We start from the raw sequence: 26468 nt of genomic DNA, 5'->3' as shown, positions 1-26468 counted from the left end.
TCTCGGTAGGGAGTTTGCGAAATATAGCGCGGCAAACGGCGCAGCGTCTTGCGAACTTCGCCCCGTGCGGTCAGACTATTGGCATAATCTGCCAATAGCGGCGCCATGAGTAAAAGATAATGCCAGATACCGATCTAGACGCGATTGACCGAAAGATTCTCCGCCGCCTCCAGCAGAACGGCCGCCTCACCAACCAGCAGCTCTGCGAAGATGTCGGCCTCAGCCCGAGCCCCTGCCTGCGGCGGGTCCGCGCGCTGGAGGAACGCGGGGTGATCTCCGGCTATGTCGCCCTTGTCGAGCCGGAGACGATCGGCCTCCCCGTTACCGCCTTCGTGCGCATCCGGCTCGACCAGCAGGACGACCACCACCTCGCTACCTTCGAAAGCGCGGTCGCCGAATTTCCAGAAGTGATGGACTGCTACCTGATGACCGGCGAGGCGGACTATCAGCTGCGCGTCCTCGTCCCCTCACTTGCCGCCTTCGAGGATTTCCTGAGAAAGCGCCTGACCCGCATCGCCGGCGTAGCACAAGTCACCACCAGCTTTGCACTGCGTCCCATCGTGAACCGCACGGCGTTGCCGGTGCCGGATTGAGTTCATCAAAATCGGCCCTGATCCCGCCCACACTGCCGCTCATGCTGAGCTTGTCGAAGCATCACACCCGGCCGTCGCGCCAGCACCCTTCGACAAGCTCAGGATGAGCGGGGTTGGGGCGGGTTGGATCGCCCGCCCCCCAAAAGCGCCAACCACCCCGCCTACCCCCTTGGCTTAACCGCTCGATTGATTACACGGTTGCACCAACCATAAGAAACGTCCTGAAAGCCCCTCGCCCAATGTACAATCTGCTCTCCGGCATCACGGTGATCGAGGTGTCCTCCTTCGTCGCCTCGCCAACCATCGGGCTCTATCTTGCCCAGTTCGGCGCTGAAGTGATCCGCGTGGACCAGATCGGCGGCGGCCAGGATTTCAAGCGCTGGCCGCTTACGCCCGAGGGCCATTCGCTTTCGTGGGAAAACCTCAACCGCGCCAAGAAGAGCGTCGCGCTCGATCTCGCGCGCCCGGAAGGCCGCGCGGTGCTTACCCAGCTGATCCAGCGGGTCGGCACGCTCGTCACCAACCTCCCCGTCGGCGGCTTCCTCGCGCATGAAAAGTTGGCGGCAGACCGCCCGGACCTCATCACCGTGCGCGTGATGGGCTGGCCTGACGGCGCCATCGCGCTCGATTACACTGCCAATGCCGTGGTCGGCTATCCGGCACTCACCGGCACGCTGGCTGACCCTTCGCCTGTCAACCACGTCCTCCCCGCGTGGGATCTGCTCACCGGAGCCTACGGCGCGTTCGCGCTTGTCTCTGCGCTGCGCCGCCGTGACGAGACCGGCCTTGGCGGCGAAGTGCGCCTCCCCCTCACCGACATCGCGATGGGCTCCGCCGCCAATCTCGGCCGCGTGGCCGAAGTGCTGCAATCCGGTGAGGACCGCGAGCGCCTCGGTAACGGCGTCTACGGCACCATCGGCCGTGATTTCGTGACCGCGGACGGCGCGCGGGTGATGATCGTCGCGATCAATGAACGCCAGTGGCAGGGCCTCGTCCGTGCGCTCGATCTGGCAAGCGGCCTCGCCGCGCTTGAGGCACGGCACGGCGTCTCGTTCACCGGCGACGACGGCGTGCGCTACCGTTACCGTGATGCGATCTATGCCCTGCTTGAAGCCGCCATCGCCCCGCTCAGCCACGCGGCACTCGCCGAAAAGCTCGACGCGAACGGCGTCACCCACGGCCCCTACAAAACCATGCCCGAAGCCGTGCAGGATCCGCGCCTTGTCAGCGAAAATCCGATGTTCGCGCACACGGCGGACAACCCCAGCGGCTTTGCCTATCCCGCCGCCGGCGCGTTCGCGACGATGCCCGGCCTCGAACGCCGCACCCCCGCCCCTGCGCCCGTGCTGGGCGCCGACACGCGCGATGTGCTCGCCCGCCATCTTTCCCTCGATCCCCAGGCCATAGACCGGCTGCTTGAAGCCGGTATCGCAGGAACCCCCGCATGACCAAGCTCACCCGTGCTGCCATCGTCGCCCCCATTCGCACTGCCGTCGGCAAGTTCGGCGGCAGCCTTGCCGATCTCAATGCCGGCCAACTCGGCGCGGTGATCCTCAAGGCGCTGATGGAGCGCACCGGGATCGACCCGTCACGCGTCGACGACGTCGTCTTCTCGCAGGGCTACGGCAATGCAGAGGCGCCCGCGATCGGTCACTGGTCGTGGCTCGCCGCCGGGCTCCCGCTCGAAGTCCCAGGCTACCAGCTCGACCGCCGCTGCGGCTCGGGCCTTCAGGCCGTGATCAACGCCGCAATGATGGTGCAGACCGGCCAGTCCGACGTCGTCGTGGCGGGCGGGGTCGAATCCATGTCGAACGTCGAATACTACACGACCGAAGGCCGCCGCGGCACGCGCGCGGGCGGCCTCATGCTGCATGACCGCCTGACGCGCGGCCGCCTCATGTCGCAGCCGATCGAGCGCTTCGGCGTCATCTCGGGCATGATCGAAACCGCCGAGAACCTTGCGCGAGACTATGGCATCAGCCGCGAGGCTTGCGACGCCTATGCCGTCCGCAGCCACCAGCGCGCCGCCGCCGCGTGGAAGAACGGCCTGTTCGATGATGAATTGATCCCCGTCAGCATCCCGCAGAAAAAGGGCGATCCGAAAGTCTTCGCGCACGATGAAGGTTACCGCGCCGATGCGACGCTGGAATCGCTTGGCGCGCTGAAGGCCCTCGAAGCCAAGGCGATCCCCGGCGCGGTCGTTACCGCCGGCAACGCCAGCCAGCAGAACGACGCCGCCGCCGCCTGCCTCGTTGTGGCCGAACACAAGCTGGAAGAGCTGGGCCTTGAACCCATCGCGTGGTTCCATTCATGGGCGGCCGCCGGCTGCGATCCCGCGCGCATGGGCATCGGCCCGGTACCAGCGGTCGAGCGCCTGTTCGCGCGTACCGGACTCGGCTGGGGCGATATTGATCTCGTCGAGCTCAACGAGGCCTTCGCGCCGCAGGTTCTCGCCGTGCTCAAGGGCTGGGGCTGGAGTGAGAACGACAGCCGCCACGACGTGCTCAACGTCAATGGCTCGGGCATTTCGCTCGGCCATCCCATCGGCGCGACTGGCGGGCGCATTCTGGCGAACCTGACGCGTGAACTGGTCCGCCGTGAGGGCCGCTTCGGTCTTGAAACCATGTGCATCGGCGGCGGTCAGGGCATCGCTGCGGTGTTCGAGCGCGCGGCCTGAGCATGGATCTGAAAGCGCCGCTTGAAGCGGCCATAGCCTACCGCGAAGCCGCCCGCAGTGCGCTTGCCCGCCGCCTCGCCAACCGCCCGGTGGATGCGGAACAGCGCGCCGCGCATGGCTTCGCGTGGATCGCCACCAGTGTCGCCGCACTGGAAGCCGTCGCGGCATGGGCCGAAGCAGGCGGCGGCGCCAATCCGCTCGATGCTCAGGTCGCGCAGCTAGCCTTCGCCGAGACCTTGGGCCAGCTCACCGGCGCGCTGCTGATGGGCCCGGCTGAAATGCTGCGCCCGGCAGACCTTGGCCTCACTGCCGAGGCCCGCGCCCTTGCCGAAGCCGCCGCCGCCCTGCTCGATGCAGACATGGCCGAAACCCGCGCCGCCCTCGCTGCCGCACTGGCGGAAGGCCAGTGGCCCAGCGAAACGCTCCACGATGCAGAGCTGGATGAAATCCGCGCCCAGTTTCGCCGCTTCACCGATGCCGAAATCCTGCCCCATGCGCACAAGTGGCACCTCGCCAACGCGCTGATCCCGGATGAGACCGTCCGCGCGATGGCCGATCTCGGCACCTTCGGCGTCTGCATTCCCGAGGAATACGGCGGTCTCGGCCTCGGCAAGCTGGTGATGTGCCTGGTCAGCGAGGAACTCTCGCGCGGGTGGATCGGCGCGGGCTCGCTCGGTACGCGCTCGGAAATTGCGGGCGAGCTGATCATGCTCGGCGGCACCGAAGCGCAGAAGGCCGCTTGGCTCCCGCGCATCGCGGCAGGCGAAACACTGCCCGTTGCGGTCTTCACCGAGCCCGATGTCGGCTCGGATCTTGGCGCGCTCACCACCCGCGCAAAGCAGGACGAATCCGGCGACTGGGTGATCCACGGCGCGAAGACGTGGATCACGCACGCCGCCCGCTCCGATCTGATGACCCTCCTCGTGCGCACCCGGCCAGACACGCCGGGGTACGCGGGTCTTTCGATGCTGCTCGTCCCCAAACCGCGCGGGACGGAGGAGACGCCCTTCCTCGCCAAAGGCATGACCGGCAGCGAAATCGAAGTCCTCGGCTATCGCGGCATGCGAGAATACGCCCTGCAGTTCGATGGCATGCGCGCGCCCTCTGATGCCCTACTCGGCGGCCGCGAAGGCGCGGGTTTCAAGCAGCTTATGCAGACTTTCGAAGGCGCCCGCATCCAGACCGCCGCGCGCGCCGTCGGAACCGCCCGCCGTGCGCTTGAGCTTGGCCTTGCCTATGCGCTCCAGCGCAAGCAGTTCGGGCAGTCGCTGATCCACTTCCCCCGCGTGGCGGACAAGCTCGCGGTCATGCTCGCGGAATACGTGACCGCGCGCGAACTTTCCTATGCTGCTGCCCGCGCCAAGGATGCCGGTCGCCGCTGCGATATCGAGGCCGGCATGGCCAAGCTCCACGCCGCCCGCGCCGCCTGGACCGCTGCCGATGCGTCGCTCCAGATCCACGGCGGCAACGGCTATGCGCTGGAATACGAGATCAGCCGCGTATTGTGCGATGCGCGCATCCTCTCGATCTTCGAGGGCGCTGCCGAAATCCAGGCGCAAGTGATCGCGCGCGGACTTATGGCGGGGCGCGGTTGATGGGTGACTACAGCGCATGGTTGGGCCGCGAGGAAGTGCGCCGCGACCTTTTGACGCCGAGCCTTCTCGCTCGCTGGTGCGCCACGCTGGACCGCGCCGAACCCTCCGACCAGACTGCGCCGCAGGGCCTCCACTGGTGCCTCTGCACGCCCGATGCACCCACCTCCGCGCTAGGGCCGGACGGTCACCCCAAGCGTGACGAGAGCCCCGCCAGCCTGCTCCCTCCGCTCCCGTTGGAGCGCCGCATGTGGGCAGCGGGCGCGGCGGAATTCCTCGCTCCCATCCCGTCCGGCGCCGCCATCGAGCGCCGTTCGCGCGTCATCTCGATCAGCGAAAAGCAGGGCACCACTGGCCCCCTGGTTTTCGCCGAACTGGGGCACGAAACCTATGCCGGTGAAACGCTCGCAATTCGCGAAACCCAGACGCTCGTCTACCGCGACGCACCGCCCTCCGGCAGCCCGCCGGCGCCGCCACCACTTGGCGAAGGCCGCTTCGATCCGGGTGGCTGGGACGCGGTTCGCGAAGTGCTGCCCACCCCGGCGCTGCTGTTCCGCTACTCCGCGCTCACCTTCAACACGCACCGCATCCACTACGACCACCCGTACGCCACCGGCACAGAAGGCTATCGCGGCCTCGTCGTCCACGGCCCGCTGATCGCCACGCTGCTGCTCGATCTCGCCCGCCGCACGCTGGGATCGGAAACCGCGCTAACGAAATTCAACTTCCGCGCGGTTTCTCCGGCTGTGGCTGACGAGCCGCTTCACCTCGCCGTGAAGCACGCGGATGGCGCTCTCATCCTCGCCGCCCGCGCCGCCGATGGACGGCAGATCATGGCGGCCAAAGGCACGCTGCAGGCATGAGCCGGATCGCTCTGCTCGGCGCAACCGGCACGATTGGCCGGGCGACCGCGCAGGCATTGGTCGATGCCGGGCACGAGGTTGTCGCCATCGTCCGCCGCGAGACCGCCGCGCCACTCCCCGGTGTCACGCTGCGCACCGCCGATCCGGCCGACCCGGTCAGCCTCGCGCGGCATGGCTTTGCCGGCGAAGCTTTCGACGCCGTCGTCTCCTGCATGGCCTCCCGCACGGGCCTGCCGCGTGATGCCTGGGCCATCGATCACAAGGCGCACAGCCATGCGCTCGCGCTGGCGGAACGCTGCGGCGCGGCGCATTTCGTGCTGCTTTCGGCCATCTGCGTGCAAAAACCGCTCCGCGCGTTCCAGCAGGCCAAGCTCGCCTTCGAGGCCGAACTCGTCTCCTCGGGAATGCGCTATTCGATCGTCCGCCCGACGGCCTTCTTCAAATCGCTTTCCGGCCAGATCGAGCGGGTGCGCGGCGGCAAGCCCTTCCTCCTCTTCGGCGATGGCACGCTCACCGCCTGCAAGCCGATCAGCAATCGCGATCTAGCCGCCTATATCGCCGGCTGCCTCACCGCGCCCGAACGCTGGAACAAAGTGCTCCCCATCGGCGGCCCCGGTCCCGCGATCACCCCGCGCGATCAGGGCGAGGCGCTGTTCGCGATGACCGGCCTGTCGCCCAGATACCGCTCCGTCCCGCCCGGCTTTCTGAGCGGCATCGCGGGGGCACTCGGTCTTGCCGCGCGCCTTATCCCCGCGTTAGAGGCCAAGGCCGAGCTCGCCTGCATCGGGCACTACTACGCGACCGAATCCATGCTCGTCCTCGATCCCGCAACCGGCCAATACGACGCCGCGCTCACGCCCGAAACCGGCAGCGACACTCTGTTCGATCACTACCGCGCTATTCTGTCCGGCGAAGCCGCGCCGGATGATCGCGGCGATCACGCGGTGTTCTGATGCTGCGCCGCATCCTGCGCTGGGCCGCCGCGCTTCTTCTCCTCGCCATCGCAGGCCTCGCCTTTTGGCTCTATGCGCCAGATAAGCCCCGCACCGCGCTTGAAGCGGCCTACCCCGGCGAATTCCGCACTGTGCTCGGTCTCCGCCTGCGCATGCGCGATAGCGGCCCCCGCCAGGCCCCCGCCCTGATCCTGCTCCACGGCTTCGGCTCGAGCCTTGATACCTGGGAGCCCTGGGCCAGGGCGCTGTCTGCAAAGTACCGCGTCATCCGCCTCGATCTGCCCGGCTTCGGCCTGACCGGACCCGATCCCACGGGCAACTACTCCGATGAGCGCACCCTTGCGATCCTCGCTGCGCTGATGGACCAGCTTGCCCTGCCCAAGGTCGCGCTGATCGGTAACTCGCTTGGCGGGCGCTTCGCTTGGGAATTTGCTGCACGCTATCCGCAGCGCGTGACAAAGCTCGTGCTGATTTCGCCCGATGGATTTGCCAGCCCCGGTTTCGAATATGGCAAGGCGCCGGACGTCCCGCTCATGTTGGAAGCCATGCCGTGGGTTGGCCCGCGCTCGCTCGTCCGCGCGAACCTTGCGCCGGCCTGGGCCCATCCTGACGCACTTCCCGATGCAGTGCTCGAACGCTACCGCGATATGCTGCTAGCACCCGGGGTCCGCCGCGCGATCCTCGACCGCACCCGCCAGACCGTGATCACCGACCCGGCGGCGCGGCTGCGCAGCATCAACGCTCCCACCCTGCTGCTGTGGGGCGAACAGGACCACATGATCCCCGTGCAAAACGCGCAGGACTACTTGCGCCTTCTGCCCGATGCGCATCTCGTCCGCCTGCCGGGCATGGGCCACGTTCCCTTCGAGGAATCCCCCGCGGCCGCGCTTGCGCCGCTCGAACGCTTCCTCGCGCAATAGTTCCGCTGCAGGCGGGCATACCTCGCCCAACCGGCAGGACGCCGGATAGGCCGCGCCGTCGCGCCCGAGCAATTGCCACCAATTTGGGCGAAAACTGCAATCGCCTGTGCGCAAAACGCCCGGTACCGGCTTGACGAAGTGAACGTTCCCAGCTAGGTGAACGTTCACAATCGGCACTCAACCGGACAAAGCGCCGGATTTCAGGGGGAAGAATCGCAATGAAAGCATCGCGCAAGCCTGCCTATGCCCACCTTATGCTCGGGGCGTCGGCAGCCGCACTCGCTCTTTCCGCACAGCAGGCCGTAGCGCAAGAAGTCGCGCCGCAGGCCGCTCCGGAAGCCGCCGCACCGGCTGATGCCAATGCCATCGTCGTCACCGGCATCCGCGCCTCGCTGAAGAGCTCGCTCGACATCAAGCGCGCCAACCTCGGCGTGGTCGATGCGATCACCGCACTCGATATCGGCAAGTTCCCCGATACGAACCTTGCAGAATCGCTCCAGCGCATCACCGGCGTCTCGATTGACCGCAATAGCGGTGAAGGCTCGACCGTCACCGTGCGCGGCTTCGGCCCCGATTTCAACCTCGTCCTGCTCAACGGCCGCCAGATGCCGACCTCGACGCTGGGCGATGCAGCCAGCCCGCCCAATTCACGCAGCTTCGATTTCGGCAACCTTGCTTCCGAAGGCATTGCCGGCGTCGAAGTCTACAAGTCGGGCCGCGCAACGCTGGCCACCGGCGGTATCGGTTCGGTCATCAACATCAAGACGGCGAAGCCGCTGGACCGCCCCGGCCTGCACGGCTCGATCGGCGTGAAGGGTGTCTATGACACCTCGCGCTTCGAGAACAAGACGGTCACGCCCGAAGTCTCGGGCATCATCAGCGATACCTTTGCCGACAACCGCATCGGCATCCTGATCAGCGGCTCCTATCAGGATCGCAAGGGCAGCCAGGCACAGTTCAACGCCGGCTGGCGCGAAGGCTACAAGGGCGACGAAAACAACTGGGGCTCACTGGCGCCCGCTGGTTCGCCCAACATCACCAACCGTCCTGGTCCGAACGACGTCTATCAGGTGACGCAGAACGCCGGGTATGATTTCACCACGTTCGAGCGCAAGCGCTACAACGGTCAGGCCGTGCTGCAGGTCAAGCCGACCGACACGCTGACTGCCACCGTCGACTACACCTTCTCCCAGAACACCGTAGATTCGCGCACCAACAGCATTGGCGTGTGGTTCAACCATGGCAACACCACGAGCAGCTGGACCGATGGGCCCGCTGCCGGTCCCAACTTCTACGCAGAAGCCTTCCGCCCCGGCGAGAACAAGGACCTTGCCATCACCGGCGCGGTCGCGGCCAACCGCTCGATCAATCGCTCGATTGGCGGCAACCTCCAGTGGAAGGGCCCCGGCGGCCTCAAGCTCGAGCTCGACGGCCACCACTCGACCGCGGAGAGCAAGCCCACCTCGCCCTACGGCAGCAACATCGCCGTCGGCAGCGCGATCTATGGCGTTCTCAACCAGAAGGTTGATTACACCCACCAGATCCCCGTGATCTCGGTGACAATGGCGCCCGGCGCGGAAATCGCCGCCGCCAACATCCGTCCCGCCGGCAATGCCTTCCGCAACGCCTACTTCCGTGACGAGATCAACGAAGGCAGCTTCAAGGGCCATTACGACTTCGATGCGTCGTTCATCGACAGCCTCGACTTCGGCGTGACTTATACCGAGAACAAGGTCCGCTCGGCCTTCGGTGTGATCCAGAACGACACCTGGGGCGGCACGCTTTCGGCGGCTGATACGCCTGATGGTCTCTACACCAGCACCAACCTGCCCAACGACCTCGCTGGCGCCGAAGGCTCCAACGCGTCGGGGATCATTCCGAACTACTTCAAGGTCGATACGACAGGTCTGATCAAGCTGCTCGATAGCCAGCTGGGTATCTGCGCCAAGGCGATCAAGCCCGGCACCTGCCTTGCCTTCCAGGACACTGATCGCCGTATCCGCGAGCGGACCTGGGCGCCCTACATCCAGTCGACCCACACCTTCGATCTGGGTGAAAACCCTGCCCATCTGCGCCTCGGCTTGCGCTATGAGACCACCAAAGTCGATTCCACCTCGCTGGTCCCGACCCCGCTCCTGTCCTTCTGGTCGGGCGGTAACGAGACGACCATCGTGAACAAGGTCGACGCCAACGGTGCGCCCGTCCTGCAGTCTGCCTCGCTGTCCGGCCGGTATCACAACTGGCTGCCGGCCATCGACTTCGACATGTCGCCGATCAAGAACGTCAAGTTCCGCGCTTCGTACAGCCAGACGATCACCCGTCCTGACTACCAGAGCCTTCAGGGCGGAACGACGCTCAACCAGCTGATCCGCGTCGGCGGCGGCACCGGCAACAGCGGCAATCCGGGCCTTCTGCCCTACAAGTCCTACAACGTCGATCTTTCGGCGGAGTGGTACTACGGGCCCACGAGCTACATCTCGATCGGCTACTTCCACAAGGTGGTGAAGAACTTCATCGCGCAGAACCAGGTCAACCGCACCGCGTTTGACCTGACGAATGCCGTGAATGGCGATTATGCCAAGCAAGCCCGTGCAGCGCTCGGCCAGGATGCCAGTGCGACCGCGCTCATTGAATATGTCGCCGCGGCTCATCCGGAAGCGGCGTACCGCGATGACAAGGGCAAGCTGCTCGGCATCATCAGTCAGCCCGGCGATCCGAAGTCCAACTTCGTCATCACTCAGCCGAGCAACTCGGACCAGCTCGACACCATTCATGGCTGGGAATTCGCGATCCAGCACAACTTCTGGGAAACCGGCTTCGGCACGATCCTGAACTACACGGTGGTGAAGAGCGACCACAACATCAACAACGCGATCCCGCACACCGTCACGCAGTTCGCGGTTCCCGGCGCCAGCAACAGCGCCAACGCCGTGGTCTACTACGACAAGCACGGTCTGCAGGCCCGCGTTGCCTACAACTGGCGTCAGGGCTTCCTCTCCGGCCTCGGTCAGGATCCGTACTACATCAATTCCTACGGCCAGTGGGACATGAGCGCGAGCTACGAGATCAAGAAGGGCATCACGATCTTCGGCGAAGGGATCAACATCACCAACGCCGACCGCAAGGGTCATATGCGCAATGACCAGATCGTGTTCTTCTCGGCGCCCGGCTATGCCCGCTGGGCGGCAGGTGCCCGCTTCACCTTCTGACCGGTTCACGCCAGTACGAAGGTCCTGCATTTGCAAGAGCCGCACTGCCCAACAGCGGTGCGGCTCTTCGCTTTGGTCACACAGGCTAAACTGCGCTAAGGTCGCACGGACATGAGCAACGCGGTCCAGCATATCGTCATCGTCGGCGGCGGCACCGCCGGATGGCTTTCCGCTTGCCTGCTTGGCGCGCGGCTGGCGGACAAGCGCATCACGCTGGTCGAGGCGCCGGATATCCCGACTATCGGCGTCGGCGAAGGCACCTGGCCGACGATGCGCGAGACGCTGGCCACCATCGGCATTCCCGAAGCCGAATTTCTTGAACAATGCGACGCCGCCTTCAAGCAGGGCTCGCGCTTCGATGGCTGGCGCGATGGCTCGGCTGAGGACAGCTACCTTCATCCCTTCAGCGCACCGCCTGCGGCGGATATGCGCGATCTGGCCGCAGCGTGGCAGATGGCAGGCCGCCCGGGACCCTTTGCTGCGGCAATCAGCCCGCAGCATGCGGTGTGCCTTGGGAACCTCGCGCCCCGCCAGCGCGCAATGCCCGATTACGCCGGCGCGCTCAATTATGGCTATCATCTCGATGCCGGGAAGTTCGCCGCGCTTCTCATGCGGCACGCCACGCAGCGGCTTGGCGTCAGCCGGATTGCTGCACAGGTCACCGGCGTAACCCGCGCAGCAAATGGCGATATTGCTGCGCTCCTGTTGCAGGACGGTGCGGCGCTGGAGGGCGATCTTTTCCTCGATTGCTCGGGGCAGGCCGCCATTCTCATTGCGGGCGCGTGCGGCGCCGAATGGATCGACCGCTCGGACATTTCCTTCAACGACCGCGCGCTGGCCGTGCAGGTTCCGGTCGAACCCGGCAGCCCCATTGCCGCGCAGACCATCGGCACCGCGCACGAAGCGGGCTGGCTCTGGGACATCGGCCTCCCCACCCGGCGCGGCATCGGCTGCGTCTATGCCTCGCGGTTCCTGTCCGACGACCGCGCCGCCGAAATCCTTGGGGCCTATGTCGCCGCCAAGGTCCCGGATGCCGATCCCGCCAGCCTCACCCCGCGCAAGCTTTCGTTCCGGACCGGCCACCGCGACCGGTTCTGGATCGGCAATTGCATCGCCGTGGGCCTTTCCGCCGGTTTCATCGAGCCGCTCGAAGCTTCGGCCATCGTGCTGATCGAGCTCTCGCTGAAAGCACTTGCCGAGAACTTCCCGCAAAGCCGCGCCGGTATGGATATCCACGCCGCGCGCTTCAATGAGCTGTTCCGCTATCGCTGGGACCGTGTGGTTGAATTCCTCAAGCTCCACTACGTGCCGAGCGTGCGGACCGAGCCTTACTGGCAGGCCCAGCGCGCGCCCGAAACCATCCCCCCGCGCCTTGCCGAATGCCTCGCGCTGTGGCGCGAACAGGCGCCTTCGGTGTGGGATTTCCCCCGCGTGGACGAGATGTTTCCCGCCGCGAGCCAGCAATATGTGCTCTACGGCATGGGCGTTCCCGTCCCGCTGGCAAGCAACGCGCCCGCCGTCCCCGCCCGCCTCGCCGAAATCGCCGCCAAGGCCCGTGCGCTTGCCGCCGCGCTGCCGACCGCCCGCGACTACCTCGACCGTCTCGCTGCCCAATCGGCGGCTGCCAGGATACCCGCATGAGCCAGCACCAGATCCTCAATCCCGCCGATCATGGCCAGCTTCGCATCCAGACCGAAGCTGGCGCTGAATACGGCGACAACGTCATGGCCTCGCTCGCCATGCCGGCTGAATTTCGCGAGGTGCAGGCGCACTATCCCATCGTCTTTCGCCGCGATGCCGAGACCGGCAAGCTTGCCGCGCTCGCGCTGTTCGGCTTCGAGGCCGGTGAAAATCTCTTCCTCGATGGCAGCATATGGGACGCGCGCTACCGCCCGATGGCGCATGCCGTGCAGCCGTTCCTGATCGGCCGGCCACCGGAAGAGGGCGCCGCGCCGCAAGTCCACGTCGATATGGCCAACCCGCGTATCTCGGCCACTGGCGAAGGCATGCGCGTGTTTGACGAAGCCGGCGCGCCCACGCCCTGGCTCGAAGCCATGGCCACGATGCTCGGCGATCTCGACTACGCGTGGCACGAAAGCACCGACTTTTTCACCGCGCTTGAAGCCTACGAACTGGTTGAACCGTTCACTCTCGAAGTCACGCTCGATAATGGCGCAGTCCAGTCGCTTGTCGGCTTTCAGACGATCCACGAAGAGCGCCTCTCCAGCATTGATGGTGAAGCGCTGCACGCCCTGATGAACGCGGGCCACCTCGCCCGCATCTACATGGTGCTCGCCAGCCTCGCGCAGTTCGGCAACCTCGTCGCGCGCAAGAACCGGAAGGTTGCGCTTGGCTGAGGCAGATGCCTCGATTTTCGCCGCTATGCCCGCGGTGGAAGAGCGCGCGGCAGGCGATGCCGCTGCGCTCGACGCGCTGCTGCGAGGTGCCCGCACGCCTTTCGTGATCCGCGGCCTCGTTCGCGATTGGCCGCTGGTGCAGGCGGGGCTCGTCTCGGCCCGCGCCGCGCGCGCCTACCTCCTCGAACGCGCACGCCCCGTCCCCTTCACCGTCTCGCTGGGCGAACCTGGCAAGGATGGCCGTCTGTTCTACGGCGCGGACATGGCGATGAATTTCCGCGAAGCGCGGGGCAAGCTTGCCGACATCTTCGGCGGCATGGACGCCAACGAGAGCCGCCCTGATGCCCCGGCGATCTACCTCGGTTCAATTGATGTGCCGACGCACTTCACCACCGTCGCGGCGGAAAACACCCTCGATCTCGGCAAGCGCGAGCCGATCGTCAGCCTGTGGATCGGCACGCCGACGCGGATCGCCGCGCACAATGATTTTCCCGACAATCTCGCCTGCTGCGCTGCCGGTCGCCGCCGGTTCACGCTGTTCCCGCCCGAACAGTTCGCGGGTCTGCACCTCGGCCCGATCGACAACACGCCTGCGGGCCGCGCCGTGTCGATGGTCGATTTCCACGCGCCGGACCTCGATCGCCACCCGCACTTCGCGGAGGCCCTGAACCACGCGCAGGTCGCCGTGCTGGAACCGGGCGATGCGCTCTTCATCCCTTCGATGTGGTGGCACCATGTCGAAGGGCTCGCCCCGTTCAATATCCTGATGAACTACTGGTGGCGCGATACCCCGCGCTGGCTCGGGCAGCCGCAGGACGCGCTCAACCACGCGATCCTTTCGATCCGTGACCTGCCCGCCGAAGACAAGGCGATCTGGCGCGCGCTGTTCGATTACTACGTGTTCGAGAACGGCCCCGAAGTCACCGCCCATATCCCCGAAGGCGGGCGCGGCATTCTGGATCCGCTCGATCCTGCCGCCGCCGGACGGCTCCGCTCGTTTCTCTTGAGGACACTCAGCAAATGACCCAGGCAAGCCCCAAGCGCCGTATCGTCGTGGCAGGAGGCGGCACAGCCGGCTGGATGGCCGCCGCCGCGCTCGCGCGCACGATGGGCGCTGCTATCGAACTCACACTCGTCGAATCCGAGGCGATCGGCACAATCGGCGTGGGCGAAAGCACCATCCCCCCGCTCGTCACCTACAATCGCCTGCTCGGAATTGGCGAGGCCGATTTCATGCGCGCCACGCAGGCGACCTTCAAACTTGGCATCAACTTCGAAAACTGGCGCGTGCCGGGTGAAAGCTACTTCCACTCCTTCGGCGTGACCGGGCGCGATCACTGGAGCGCGGGCTTCCAGCACTTCTGGATGCACGGCCTGACCAAGGGCCACAAGGAGAGCTACGACGACTACTGCATCGAGCTTCAGGCGGCGATGAAGTCGAAGTTCGCCCACCTCCCGGATGGCCGCATCAACTACGCCTATCAGCTCGATTCCGGGCTCTACGCCGCCTTCCTGCGCAAGCTCGCCGAGGCGGACGGCGCGCGGCGTGTCGAAGGCAAGATCGCCGAGGTCGAACTTCAACCCGAAACGGGAGACATCGCCGCGCTGCGCCTTGAATCCGGCCAGCGCATCGAAGGCGATCTGTTCCTCGATTGCACCGGCTTCCGCGCCATCCTCATGGAAGGTGCGCTCCATGTCGGGTACGACGATTGGACGCACTGGCTCCCCTGCGATTCCGCCATCGCGGTGCAGACCGCCAGCGTCCGCCCGCCCGTGCCCTACACCCGCGCCATCGCGCACGATGCGGGCTGGCAGTGGCGCATCCCGCTGCAGCACCGGCAGGGCAACGGCATAGTCTACTGCAGCCGCTATCTCACCAAGGACGCAGCGCAGGAGCGCCTCTTCTCGACCGTCGAGGGCGAGCGCCTGACCGAGCCCAATGTGATCCGCTTCACCACCGGCGCGCGGCGCAAGCAGTGGCACCGTAACTGCGTGGCCGTGGGCCTCTCGGGCGGGTTCATGGAACCGCTTGAATCGACCAGTATCCACCTCATCCAGCGCGCCATCCTGCGCATCATCCGCATGCTGCCAGCAGGCGAGATCAGCGCGCGCGATGTGGCGGAATTCAACGATCAGCAGATGACCGACATGGAGCAGATCCGCGATTTCCTGATCCTCCACTACAAGGCGACCGACCGGCGCGACAGCCCGTTCTGGCGCCAGTGTGCGGCGATGGAAATCCCGGACAGCCTCACCCACAAGATCGAACTGTTCCGTGAGACCGGCCGCGTCTTCCGCAAGAATGAGGAACTTTTCGTCGAGAACAGCTGGGTTCAGGTGATGATGGGCCAAGGCATCATGCCGCAGACCTATCACCCGGTCGCGACCAAGCTTTCGGACGCTGAACTCGATCACCTGCTCAAAGGCCTGCGCGAAAGCGTGGTGAAGACGGTCGCGGGACTTCCCGATCACCAGGCCTATGTCGCGCAGTATTGCGGCGTGCAGCCGGCGCGCGCGGCCTGATGCGGCACCTCCTCGCTCTCGCCGCGCTGGCAGCCCCGCTCCCGGCGGTTGCCGCGCCAAGCGAGGCGGGCTGGCAGCTGGTATGGTCCGATGAATTCAACGGCCCGGCCATAGACCCGGCCAAGTGGAGCTTCGAGGTCGATTGCTGGGGCGGCGGCAACGGCGAACGCCAATGCTACACCGATCATCCGAGCAACGCCCGCATAACGGACGGCGCGCTCGTCATCACCGCGCTGCACGAGCATGTCAGCGGCCCGGCCGTTCCCGCCAGCCCGCGCGCCAATCCGGCCAAGCCCGGCGCGCTTGTCAATCGGGATTATACCTCCGCCCGCCTCAGCACGCGCGGCAAGGCTGCGTGGCGCTATGGCCGCATCGAACTGCGCGCCATGCTGCCGCAAGGCCAAGGCACCTGGCCCGCGATCTGGATGCTGCCCGAAGCGAATACTTATGGCCCATGGGCTGCCTCGGGAGAGATCGACATTCTCGAAGCCGTCAACCTTGGCACCCCTTGCAAGGACTGCGCAGACGGCAAGGAAGACACGATCCTCGGCACGCTGCATTTCGGCAAGCCCTGGCCCGGCAACACCCACAAGGGCACCGAAGTCCACCGGCCCGCCGTGCTCGCGGGCTTTCACACTTATGCCATCGAGTGGCAGCCGGACCGCATCGTCTGGCAACTCGACGGCGAGACGTATGCCGTCCGGCAGCGCGATGAATGGTTCACGTCCGGGTCCACTGCGCCCGGTGCCCCATTCGACCAGCCTTTCCATCTGATCCTGAACCTGGCCTTCGGCGGCGGCCTTCCAGAGAGCCGCGGCCTCAAGGGCGTGTCAGACAGCAATTTTCCCAAGCGCTTCTTGATTGATTGGGTGCGCGTCTGGCAAAAGCCGTCCGAGACTGTCGGCAATGCGCCGACAGCCACCGCGACGACTGCCGCAAAGGCTGCGTCTGCGAAACAAGAAGAGGGCCAATAACGCATGGCGAGGCGTCGTCAGGCGGTCACGATCAGGCACGTTGCGGCAGACGTCGGAGTTTCGCTCCAGACGGTAAGCCGGGTTATCAACAACGAGCCCAACGTCCGCCCCGAACTCAAGGAGCGCGTGCTCGAGGCGATCAAGCGCCTCGGCTATGTCCCCTCTATCGCGGCCCAGCGCATGAGCGGCTCGCGTTCGTACCTCATCCTCGCCTTGAACGACCGGGACCGCACCATTGCCGATTGGCGCGCGCGGCAGGGCACCGACTGGGTCGACCAGATGCTGCTTGGCGGCATGCTCAAATGCGCCGAGCACGGGTATCGCATGATCGTCGAGCTGGTCGATACGCATTCCGATCATGTCGAGCGCGAACTGCTCGGCGCCATTGCCGCGCTTCAGCCCGACGGGATCATTCTCACGCCCCCGCACTCGGACAATCCGCAAATCGTGCGCTGCCTCGCGCAGCAGCAGATCCCGTTTGCGCGGATCGGCTCGAAGGCGCGCGATGCGGGCATGCCGATCCTGATGGACGATGAAGGCGCTGCCGCCGCGGCCACGCGCTATCTGGCGGAACTCGGTCACCGGCGCATCGGCTTCATCGCAGGCGCGGCGGAATACAACCTCAGCGGCTGGCGCGTCGATGGCTGGGAAGCCGCGATGGCCGAAGCCGGGCTCTCCACCGAAGACCTGCTTCAGGCCGGCGATTTCACGTATGCCTCGGGTGAACGCGCCGCGCGTGCCTTGCTTGCTTTGCCGCAGCCGCCCACCGCGATCATCGCCAGCAACGACCAGATGGCGCTCGCCACGCTCGATGTGGCCCGCAAGAACGGGCTTGCCGTGCCGCGCGATCTTTCGCTCATCAGCTTCGACAACACGCCGATGACGCAGTTCACTCAGCCCCAGCTCACCGCAATCGATCAGCCCATTGCCGCAACGGCTTCCAAAGCAGTCGAGCTCATCATCGCGGCGCAGAAGGGCGATCTCCTGCCCGATGCGCTCACGGTGATCCCGGCAAGCCTGGTCAAGCGCGGCTCGGTCGCCAATGCCCGGCAAACCGTGAGTGTCTGACAAACCCGGCGTGCCTGCCGCTCGCTCGTTGCACCAGCCCCCCTCGCACCAGTCGCTCGCGTTCCTTGTGCTTTATGCGCTGGCCTGGGCCGGTGGTTCGATCGCTTATGTGCCGTTCCTGACGATCCTCCTGCCCGTCCGCGTCGCGGCACTGGCACCGGGGGAGCAAGCGATCATGTGGCTTTCGGCCATCGCCTTTTGCGGCGCCATTTCGGCCAGCATCGGGCACATCCTGTTCGGCTGGCTGAGCGATGTGACCGGAATGCGCCGACCCTGGGCCGCGCTCGGGCTCGCACTTTCCTGCGTGCTGCTGGTCGTTGTCCCTGCGGCGCGAAGTCTGCCCGAAATCACCGGGATCGTGGTGCTGTGGCAGCTCGGGCTCAACATGATGCTTGCCCCGCTTGCGGCGTGGGGCGCGGACTGCGTGCCCGATGGCCAGAAGGGCCTCCTTGGCGGCCTCCTCGCCTTTGCGCCCGGGCTCGGCGCGCTGGCCGGGGCGCTCGTTACCATGCCCGGCCTTGCCTCCGCGGATGGCCGCCTCCTGATCGTTGCCGTCGCCGTCGCGGCAGCGGTGCTTCCTGCGCTACTCCTCGGCAACCGAAGCGGAACCGATCCCGTCCCGCAGGCAGCCCCGTCATCAGGAGCGCCGCCGCGCTTTCGCAAGCGTGCCGCGCTGCGCATGTGGGCGGCGCGGCTCCTCGTGCAGGTGGCCGAGGCAGCGCTATTCTCGTTCCTCTACCTCTGGCTGCGCTCGATCGATCCAGCGGTCGACGATCACCTCACCGCGCGGGTGTTCAGCACGGTCCTCGTCATCTCGGCTCCGGCCGCGCTGCTTGCCGGTCGCTGGGCTGATCGCCGCCGCCATCCCTTCCTGCCGCTTGTCGTGTGTACGCTGGTCGCACCCATTGGCCTTGTCGGCATGGCGCTTGCGCAAAGCGTGACGACCGGCGTGCTCAGCTACGGCGTGTTCGGTTTCTCCACATCGATCTTCCTTGCGCTGCATTCGGCGCAAACGCTGCGTACATTGCCCGATGGCAACCGCCGCGGGCGCGATCTCGGGTTGTTCAATCTTACCAACACCATGCCCTCGCTGGTCATGCCATGGTTCACGCTTGCGCTGGTGCCGTGGTTCGGGTTTTCCGGCCTTTTCCTGCTGTTTGCCGCACTCGCCCTGGTGGCGGCACTGCTGCTCGCGGGCCTCTCATCAAGCGCAGAGCGTGAAATCTGACAGCCCCGCTTGATTTTGATGCTTTCTCATGCGACGAACCGCCATGAGAACGTTCACAGAGAAACGGGAAGGGTGAGAATGATGGTTCGGCGCACGCTTTTGGCAGCCATGTTGCTGGCGTCGGGAAGCGCCCTTGCAGCCTCGAATACGGCGGCACCCGGCGATGCGGGACAAGGTGCATCTGCCGCATCGAGCACCGCCCACCCCGCGCTCTGGCCTGCCGCGCACAGCCCGGCCGCAATCACCACTCCGGCCACCGAGCGCCGGATTGCCCGCATGATCGCCGCGATGACGCTCGAGCAGAAAGTCGGGCAGATGATCCAGGCGGACATCAGCGCGATCACCCCGGCAGACCTTGCAAAATACCCTCTCGGTTCGATCCTCGCCGGCGGTAATTCCGGCCCCTATGGCGATGAACGCGCCAATGCCGCCAAGTGGGAAAAGCTGGTGCGCGAATTCCGCACGGCTTCGGCAAAGTCTGGCGCGGGCATTCCGATCCTGTTCGGTATCGACGCCGTCCACGGCCATTCCAACCTCCCCGGCGCCACGATCTTCCCGCACAACATCGGCCTCGGCGCTGCGCACGATCCGGCCCTTATCCAGCGCATCGGCGAAGTGACCGCGACCGAAGTTGCCGCCAGCGGCATCGACTGGACGTTCGCGCCCACGCTCGCCGTCCCGCAGGATCTGCGCTGGGGCCGAAGCTACGAAGGCTATGCCGCCGATCCCGCACTCGTCGCCAGCTATGCCAAGGCGATGACGATCGGCCTGCAGGGCCCGCTCGTTTCCGGCAAGCCGATTGCCGCCGATCGCGTTGCGGCAACTGCCAAGCACTTCCTCGCCGATGGCGGCACCGATGGCGGCAAGGATCAGGGCGACGCACTGGTTTCCGAGCGCGAACTCGTCGCTCACCACGCGCAGGGCTATCCGCCCGCGATCGATGCGGGTGCATTGACGGTGATGGCCAGCTTCTCCAGCTGGAACGGCACCAAGAACCACGGCAACAAGAGCCTGCTCACCGATGTGCTCAAGGGCCGCATGGGCTTTGCAGGCCTCATCGTCGGCGATTGGAACGGCCACGGCCAGATCCCGGGCTGCTCCGTCACCGATTGCCCCAAGACATTCACCGCCGGGCTCGATCTCGCGATGGCGCCCAACAGCTGGAAGGGCTTGTTCGAGGCCACCGTCCGCGAGGTTCGGGACGGCACGATCCCGCTGGCGCGCGTCGACGATGCCGTCGCGCGGATCCTGCGCGTCAAGGCCAAGCTCGGCCTCCTCGGCACGCATCCGGTGGATCGCGGCAATCCTGCCATGGTCGGCACCGATGCGCACCTTGCCGTCGCACGTGAAGCAGCGGCCAAGTCACTCGTCCTGCTCAAGAACAACGGCGGCGTTCTGCCCTTGCGCCCCGGCGCCAAAGTGCTGATCACTGGCCCGGGCGCGGACTCGATGGCGATGCAGGCCGGGGGCTGGACCATCACCTGGCAGGGCACCGATACCACTGCGGCCGATTTCCCCAAGGGCCAGACCATCGGCCGCGCCATCGCCACCGCCGTGAAAGATGCGGGCGGCAGCGCAGCGATCTCGGCCAATGGCAGCTTCACCGATCGCCCCGACGTCGCCGTGGTCGTCTACGGCGAGCAGCCCTACGCCGAATTCCAGGGTGATATGCCCAACATCGCCTTCCGCGCCAATGCTGGCGAGAAGGAACTGCTGGCCAGGCTCAAGGCGCAGGGGATCAAGGTCGTCTCGGTATTTCTCTCGGGCCGCCCGCTGTTTGCCGGGCCTGAGATCAACGCGTCCGATGCTTTCGTCGCAGCATGGCTTCCCGGCACGCAGGGGCAAGGCGTGGCGGACGTGCTGGTCGCCCGCAAGGATGGCAAACCGGCGCGCGGCTTTACCGGCAAGCTCCCCTTCCCCTGGCCTGCCGACGCGATTTCCCCGGTCAAGGCCCCGCTGTTTCCGGCGGGCTATGGCCTTGGTTACACCAGCAAGACCTCAGTCGGCCCGGTCAATGAAGACCCCAAGGTCGATCTCGTCGCTTCGGCGAGTGAGGGCGTCTACTTCGCCCTCGGCAAGGTCCCCTCACCCTGGCACCTCAGCCTCGATCCCGGCATTGCCGCGCGCGCGGTCGATCTCGGCGCGCAGGAAGATGCGCAGGCGTTCAGCTGGGGCGAAGCCGGCGCCATCGGCATCGACGGTCCGCCGGTCGATCTCATGCGCCAGCTTGACGAGGAATTTGCGCTGAAGCTCGAAGGCCGCCTCGATGCCGCCGCAGGACCCATCGCGGTGACCATGGCCGGCGCCACGCTCAAGGTAACGCCGCCCGCCGGCCCCCTCACGCTGCGCATCCCGCTGCGCTGTTTCAAGGATGCCGGTGCGGACTTCAAGGCGGTCGGCACCCCGCTAAAGATCGCGGGCGAGAAGGGCCTCGTGCTCACGCTGCGCGGTGCCAGCATCGAAGGTGTCGGCCAGACGATCCCCTGCCCGGCTAAATAGGGATACCCTGTTCTTCGAAAAATGCGATCACCGGGGCCAGCGCGTCTAGGTGCCTGGTCCAGCGCGCCACGGAATCGCGGTACATCGGTCGCCGCACTTGTGCTGCACTCGGCGTCGAAACGGGCGCTGTGTTGCGGTGGAAATCGAGGCAGGCCGCATCCCACTTGAGCCCGCAATGCTCCAGCAGCGCCCGCGTGCCGCCTTCCTGATCCACCACCAGATCCTCGTAGCCCAGCTCGAGGATGCGCCCCGGCAGCACCTCGCGCCACAGCTTGATCAACCGGTCGAACCGCACATAGTACCGCGCGATATCCATGAGATCGTAGCTGTAATCGTAATAGCGCGAGGAAATCGCGAAGAGATTGCGGAAGTTCGCCAGCACCGTATCGAGCGGATGGCGCCGCAGGCACACCATCCGTGCTTCCGGCAGCGCCCGCGCGATGAACCCGGCGTACTGGAAGTTCCCCGGAAACTTGTCGACGAACCGCCCCTGCTCGCGCGCGCCAGCATGGCTCAGCGCCCGCGCCATGTAGTCGCGCCCGATCGCGCCGAGGTCTTCGCCGGCCGCCGCCTCGATCGTCTCGGGATCGAGCACCACACGGCTCGCGGTGCCTGCTGCCATCTTCACCGCGAGCGGCATGGCCTGCAGTTCGCCCGCACTGCGCACGGCGGGATGCGAGGAGAGGATGCGGTCAACCAGCGTCGTCCCGGTGCGCGGCATCCCGATTACGAAGATCGGCGAGGCATCGGGAGCGCCGTGCACCGCCGCCGCCGCAATGCGCGGCCAGTTGCGCTCGATTGCATCGAAGTTGGCGCTGTCCCGCGCGAAAGTATAAGGCAGCCGAGCCCGGTGTTCGGCATTGGCCTGCGCGAGCCGGGCAAAGGCAGCTTGCTGCTCGCCAATGTCTTCCAGTTCCTTCGCCAGCGCATAGCCCAGCAGCAGCCGCGCATCCGGCGCCCGCGCGCGGCCCAGCGCCGCGGTAAGCCGCTCCGCATGGTTGCGCTCTGTGCTTTGCTTGCGCAGCCCCGCCAGCATGTGATGGCCCCGCGCGTAGTCAGGGTCTATCGCGATGAGGGCTTCCGCTTCGGTCTCCGCGCCATCGACATCGCCGATGAAGTTGAGCGCCGCCGCAAGGTTATAGCGGTAAGAGACGTTGTCCGGCGCAAGTCGCACCGCTTCGCGGAAATGCGGCACAGAGGCGGCGTGCTCGCCAAGCCTTGCATAGACGCAGCCGATGGTATCGCGCCCGTGCGCGTCGTCGGGCAGTGTCTGTTCGGCCAAGGCCAGCGTTTCCGCCGCCGCGCTGTCCTGCCGGAGCATGACTTGCAGCCGCGCCAGCTGCGCCCGATAGCTCCCGCGCGGATCGAGTTCGACCGCGCGCAGGATATCCGCGATCCCGGCACTGACACGCCCGGCCTCGGCCCGCGCCATGCCGAGCAGGAAGCGGCCTTCCGCATCGTCCGGAAAAGCCGCAACTACGCTACCGGCAAGCTGCTCGGCCGCTGCCAGATCGCCGCGCCCCATGGCGCGGCGAACGGCGGCAATCCGGGCTGGCTCAGCCTTCACCCTGCACAATTAACCGGCAGGGGACTGGTCCCGGCGCCGCTCGATCATCTCGATCACTGGCTTGAACGGGAACATGAACTGCTCCCAGATCGTCAGCCGCCGCCTGTCGTCCTGCCCGACGAGGATGCCTTCGCCTTCCTTGTAGGTGCCAAGGATGCGGTCGAACAGGATGATCGCATTGCCATAATTGCAGCGTGTGTTCTCGTAGCCCACCGAGTGATGGAAGCTGTGATGGCGGATCGAGGTGAAGAAGAACGAATAGAACAGCGGCGGGTCGGCCTTCACGTTGGCGTGGTTGAAGGTCGAGACCACGTTGCCAAGGCTGAACGCGCAGAGATAAGCCGCAGGCGACACATCGAGAAGCGCGACGACGCCGAGGCTGATGAGGAACAGTTCGATCGGATTGCCAACCGCACCCTTCATCGCATTGAGCTGGGTGATGTGGTGATGCGGGGCATGGGTCAGCCAGAACGGCTCCCAATTGTGCATCAGCCGGTGCATCCAGTACTGGCCGAATTCCCACAGCCCCCAGACCGCCGCGACCTGCACCAGGAACGGCGCGTGCAGCAGCCAGGGCGTGCCGATACCCCAGGCATCCTTTAGGCCGCGCAGCGGTGCCTCGGAGAGGATATAGGCCATGCGCCCGATCACGGTGTTGATCAGGATGAAATAGAACAGGTCGGTGAGGAGTTCCTGCCGGTTTATCCGCCAGCCCTCGTGCCGCTCGAACACCAGTTCGAGGCCCAGGACGAACACGGTGATGACGCTGTTGACCAGAAGCAGCGTCCACGGGTTGGCCACCCATGCCGCTGGCGCGAAATACCAGAACGCTGCCACCGCTGCCAACGTCGCGGGCGGAATGCAATCGACCGCCAGTTTCTTCACGCCCGAACTCATGACCTTGCCACTCCTCGCCAGTTGTCGTTCGTCGTCCTGTCCTGCTGCTTGTTTTTCTGCCGCAGGATTGCGAAATCGGGGGCGAGGATCAACCCCGCCCCCTTTTGTGCAGTATTCGCCTGGAAGATCAGTACTTCACCCGGAACTCCAGCCCGACGGTGCGCGGCGTGATCACCGTATTGCGGAGATAACGCAGCACCACGCCGCTGTTGACGCCAACACGCGACCGGTCGTTGGAGACTGCGGTGATGGCGAACTTGTTGAAGATGTTGTTGGCGAACACCCCAAACGAGTAAGTGTCGTTCTGCCAGGTGAGCGAGGCCCGGTGGAGCACGAAGCCCGGCAGCTTGTCGCCATAGGCGCGGTCCCAACCGAGGCGCGTCACCACATCGCCGCGATACGTCGCGGTCCAGTCGCCGATAAGCTCGCCGCCCATCGCCGGCATTGTGTAGTTGACGCCAAGGCTGCCGCTGTTCTTGGTCGAACCGGGCAAGCGATCGCCCTTCAGTGCAGCCAACTGGATAGGCGAGCTGGGATATGTCGCCGCCGGACTGTTGACCGAGATGATCGCGGGTACGTCCTCGGTGAGCCTGGCGTTCGTGTACGAATAAGTACCCTGGATCGAAAGCCCGTCGATTGGCCGCAGCTGGAATGATGCGTCGAAGCCGTCGGACTTGGCCTTGCCGCCATTCACGGTGATGCCGACGATGCCGTTTACGGTTGCCGAGGAGACCTGGAGGCCGGTCCAGTCGATCGTGAAGGCATTCATGTTCAACGTGAGCTTGCGGTTGAACAGTTCTGCGCGGATGCCGACCTCGAGGTTCTTGGTCGAGTCCGGCCCGTATTGCAGCTCGTTAGGGAGGGCGCACACGTTCTGGAACGGCGGCGGCTTCAGCGGGAGGACGCACGGTGCGACGGTGTTTGGTCCGCCGATACGATAGCCCTTGCTGTAGGTCGTATAGATCATGATCTCGGGCGTGATCTTGTACGAGGTGTTGAACTTCCACACCCCGCCGCTCTTGCCCGATACGCCGCCGGCAGCCTTGAGATCATAGGGGCTGACCGGATCGCCAAGAATCGGCGTCACCGCACGGCCCGAAACCGCCGAGCTATAGTTGAAGTAACGGCCGCCAGCGGTGATTTGCCATTCAGGCGTGATCTTGAAGGTGCCTTCACCGAAGACGGCCTTCTCGATAACCTTGGCGCGATTGAACGAAGCGTACTCGATCTCATCCGGGTTGGTGGCGAGGTCGACCCACGGATGGCCCGGGACATGTTCGCGGTAATCGCGCTGCAGCTTCTGCTCGTTGTAGAACCCGCCAAGCACCCAGCTGAACGGCCCGCCATGGGTCGAAACCAGGCGGATTTCCTGGTTGAATTGCTTGCGCAGATCCTGGCTCTCGTTCCAGCTCGTGAACTGCGGGAACAGCTCGTAGTCATAGTCGAGATCGAGCAGCAGGTCGGTGTTGTCACCCTTCCGCTTGTTCTTCACCTCGGTGTAGGCAGTCGTTGCCACGAGGTCGAACACACCGCCGACATGGGCGTTGATTTCCATGGCCGCGAGATGTGCCTGACGATCGACCGGCTCGGCATAGCGCGCCGCGCTTTCGTACTTGCCGGTGCCCAGCACGCCATCGCTGTTGTACTGGCCGCCATCGGTCTTGGTGTGCTGATAGGCATACGTGAAATCAACCGAGAGGTCCGGCGTGACCTGCACCAGCAGCTGGTTGCGGGTCGTGAAGGTCTTCTCGAAGTTGAGATCCTTGCGCCTGTAGAGGTTCGCATCGTAGCCCGCCTGCGAAATCGATGTTGGCGGAACCGTGACGAAGCCATCGGGCTGCGGGTTCGATACGCCGGGTGTCTTCACCAGCAGCGGATAGTCGATGAAACCGGGGTCAAAGTAATAGCCGGTAGCCGAACGGAAGGCGATGTGATCCTTCACGATCGGAATGTTGATCATGCCATCCAGCTGATAGCCGGTCTTGGAGGCCGCATCCTTGCCATAGACGCGTCCGTGCCATTCCGCCTGCCACTTGTTCGTATCGGGCCGATTGGGAATGTTGCGGATCGCGCCCGCCAGCGTGCCGAGGCCATAGAGCGTACCCTGCGGCCCGAGCAGCACCTCGACACGATTGATATCGAGCATCTTGAAATCGTAATAGATCGGCACTTCGCCGAGGTAGACGCCCAAGGCGTTGTCGTAGCTGTTGCCGGTCGCGTCGGTGTCCGAGGCGTTGAGGCCACGCAGCACGATCGTGCCGGTGCTGCCCGGACCGGTATCGGCGATGGTCACGCCGGGCGTGAAATCTGCGATATCGCGCACGTCGTCGATGCGCTGGCGCTCGAGCTGCTCCGAACCGACCGCGGTGATGTTGATCGGCACGTCCTGCAGCGACGTCGCGCGCCGCGTGGCGGTCACCACGATGGTGCTGTTGTCGGACGCTTCAGCAGCGGCCTGGGGCGCCTCGGCACCGGCCTGGGGCGCCATCTGCGCAAAGGCGGGAAAGGCGGTGCTGCCCATGAGGATCGTCGCACCCATCAGAGCCGT

The 26468-nt window shown here is 65.5% G+C and carries 19 protein-coding genes; 16 read left to right on the top strand and 3 right to left on the bottom strand.

Annotated features, from left to right (window positions below; all coding sequences use genetic code 11):
• Positions 1 to 119 precede the first annotated feature (119 nt).
• From ACO056_RS11420 to ACO056_RS11345, 16 genes are all read left to right on the top strand, one after another.
• On the top strand, positions 120 to 593 hold the full coding sequence (locus ACO056_RS11420; RefSeq protein ID WP_421846793.1) for an Lrp/AsnC family transcriptional regulator: 474 nt from the start codon (positions 120 to 122) through the stop codon (positions 591 to 593).
• Positions 594 to 832: 239 nt separating this feature from the next.
• Complete coding sequence (locus ACO056_RS11415) at positions 833 to 2041, top strand: CoA transferase (RefSeq protein WP_421846791.1); 1209 nt, start codon at positions 833 to 835, stop codon at positions 2039 to 2041.
• Positions 2038 to 3270: an acetyl-CoA C-acetyltransferase gene (locus ACO056_RS11410; RefSeq protein WP_421846789.1), complete on the top strand. Its 1233-nt coding sequence runs from the start codon at positions 2038 to 2040 to the stop codon at positions 3268 to 3270. The genes ACO056_RS11415 and ACO056_RS11410 overlap by 4 nt, the downstream gene beginning before the upstream one ends.
• 2 nt (positions 3271 to 3272) lie before the next feature.
• Entirely contained in the window at positions 3273 to 4865 is a 1593-nt protein-coding gene (locus ACO056_RS11405; protein WP_421846787.1) for an acyl-CoA dehydrogenase family protein, read from the top strand.
• On the top strand, positions 4865 to 5725 hold the full coding sequence (locus ACO056_RS11400; protein ID WP_421846785.1) for a hypothetical protein: 861 nt from the start codon (positions 4865 to 4867) through the stop codon (positions 5723 to 5725). Before ACO056_RS11405 ends, ACO056_RS11400 begins: the two co-directional genes overlap by 1 nt.
• Positions 5722 to 6678 carry an NAD(P)H-binding protein gene (locus tag ACO056_RS11395; protein ID WP_421846783.1) on the top strand — a complete coding sequence of 319 codons (957 nt, stop codon included), beginning with the start codon at positions 5722 to 5724 and terminating at the stop codon, positions 6676 to 6678. Before ACO056_RS11400 ends, ACO056_RS11395 begins: the two co-directional genes overlap by 4 nt.
• On the top strand, positions 6678 to 7598 hold the full coding sequence (locus ACO056_RS11390; RefSeq protein ID WP_421846781.1) for an alpha/beta fold hydrolase: 921 nt from the start codon (positions 6678 to 6680) through the stop codon (positions 7596 to 7598). Before ACO056_RS11395 ends, ACO056_RS11390 begins: the two co-directional genes overlap by 1 nt.
• Before the next feature lie 218 nt (positions 7599 to 7816).
• Positions 7817 to 10807, top strand: a complete 2991-nt coding sequence (locus ACO056_RS11385) for a TonB-dependent receptor (protein WP_421846779.1) — start codon at positions 7817 to 7819, stop codon at positions 10805 to 10807.
• Positions 10808 to 10918: 111 nt separating this feature from the next.
• A complete protein-coding gene (locus ACO056_RS11380; RefSeq protein ID WP_421846777.1) occupies positions 10919 to 12448 on the top strand; it encodes a tryptophan halogenase family protein in 1530 nt (509 codons plus the stop codon).
• A complete protein-coding gene (locus tag ACO056_RS11375) occupies positions 12445 to 13164 on the top strand; it encodes a SapC family protein (protein WP_421846775.1) in 720 nt (239 codons plus the stop codon). Before ACO056_RS11380 ends, ACO056_RS11375 begins: the two co-directional genes overlap by 4 nt.
• Positions 13157 to 14188 (top strand): cupin-like domain-containing protein, encoded by a 1032-nt coding sequence (locus tag ACO056_RS11370; protein WP_421846773.1) that lies wholly within the window; start codon positions 13157 to 13159, stop codon positions 14186 to 14188. Before ACO056_RS11375 ends, ACO056_RS11370 begins: the two co-directional genes overlap by 8 nt.
• A complete protein-coding gene (locus ACO056_RS11365) occupies positions 14185 to 15687 on the top strand; it encodes a tryptophan halogenase family protein (protein WP_421846771.1) in 1503 nt (500 codons plus the stop codon). The genes ACO056_RS11370 and ACO056_RS11365 overlap by 4 nt, the downstream gene beginning before the upstream one ends.
• The gene (locus tag ACO056_RS11360; protein ID WP_421846769.1) at positions 15687 to 16661 is read left to right on the top strand and encodes a glycoside hydrolase family 16 protein; all 975 of its coding nucleotides are present in this window, start codon (positions 15687 to 15689) and stop codon (positions 16659 to 16661) included. The genes ACO056_RS11365 and ACO056_RS11360 overlap by 1 nt, the downstream gene beginning before the upstream one ends.
• Before the next feature lie 3 nt (positions 16662 to 16664).
• Complete coding sequence (locus ACO056_RS11355) at positions 16665 to 17729, top strand: LacI family DNA-binding transcriptional regulator (RefSeq protein WP_421846767.1); 1065 nt, start codon at positions 16665 to 16667, stop codon at positions 17727 to 17729.
• Positions 17722 to 18957, top strand: coding sequence for an MFS transporter (locus ACO056_RS11350; RefSeq protein WP_421846765.1), 1236 nt, complete (start codon positions 17722 to 17724; stop codon positions 18955 to 18957). The genes ACO056_RS11355 and ACO056_RS11350 overlap by 8 nt, the downstream gene beginning before the upstream one ends.
• A gap of 78 nt (positions 18958 to 19035) precedes the next feature.
• Complete coding sequence (locus ACO056_RS11345) at positions 19036 to 21456, top strand: glycoside hydrolase family 3 N-terminal domain-containing protein (protein ID WP_421846763.1); 2421 nt, start codon at positions 19036 to 19038, stop codon at positions 21454 to 21456.
• Here ACO056_RS11345 and ACO056_RS11340 read toward each other — a convergent pair.
• From ACO056_RS11340 to ACO056_RS11330, 3 genes are all read right to left on the bottom strand, one after another.
• Positions 21449 to 23023, bottom strand: a complete 1575-nt coding sequence (locus ACO056_RS11340) for a sulfotransferase (protein ID WP_421846761.1) — start codon at positions 23021 to 23023, stop codon at positions 21449 to 21451. The genes ACO056_RS11345 and ACO056_RS11340 overlap by 8 nt on opposite strands.
• Positions 23024 to 23032: 9 nt before the next feature.
• Positions 23033 to 23908 (bottom strand): sterol desaturase family protein, encoded by an 876-nt coding sequence (locus tag ACO056_RS11335; protein WP_421846759.1) that lies wholly within the window; start codon positions 23906 to 23908, stop codon positions 23033 to 23035.
• A 139-nt stretch (positions 23909 to 24047) separates the two neighbouring features.
• A complete protein-coding gene (locus ACO056_RS11330) occupies positions 24048 to 26459 on the bottom strand; it encodes a TonB-dependent receptor (RefSeq protein ID WP_421846757.1) in 2412 nt (803 codons plus the stop codon).
• Positions 26460 to 26468 lie beyond the last annotated feature (9 nt).

This window comes from Novosphingobium sp. (genome assembly GCF_965228995.1).
Taxonomy (GTDB): domain Bacteria; phylum Pseudomonadota; class Alphaproteobacteria; order Sphingomonadales; family Sphingomonadaceae; genus Novosphingobium.
Note: the sequence above shows the minus strand (reverse complement) of the source record. Positions and strands in the feature narration are given on the sequence as shown.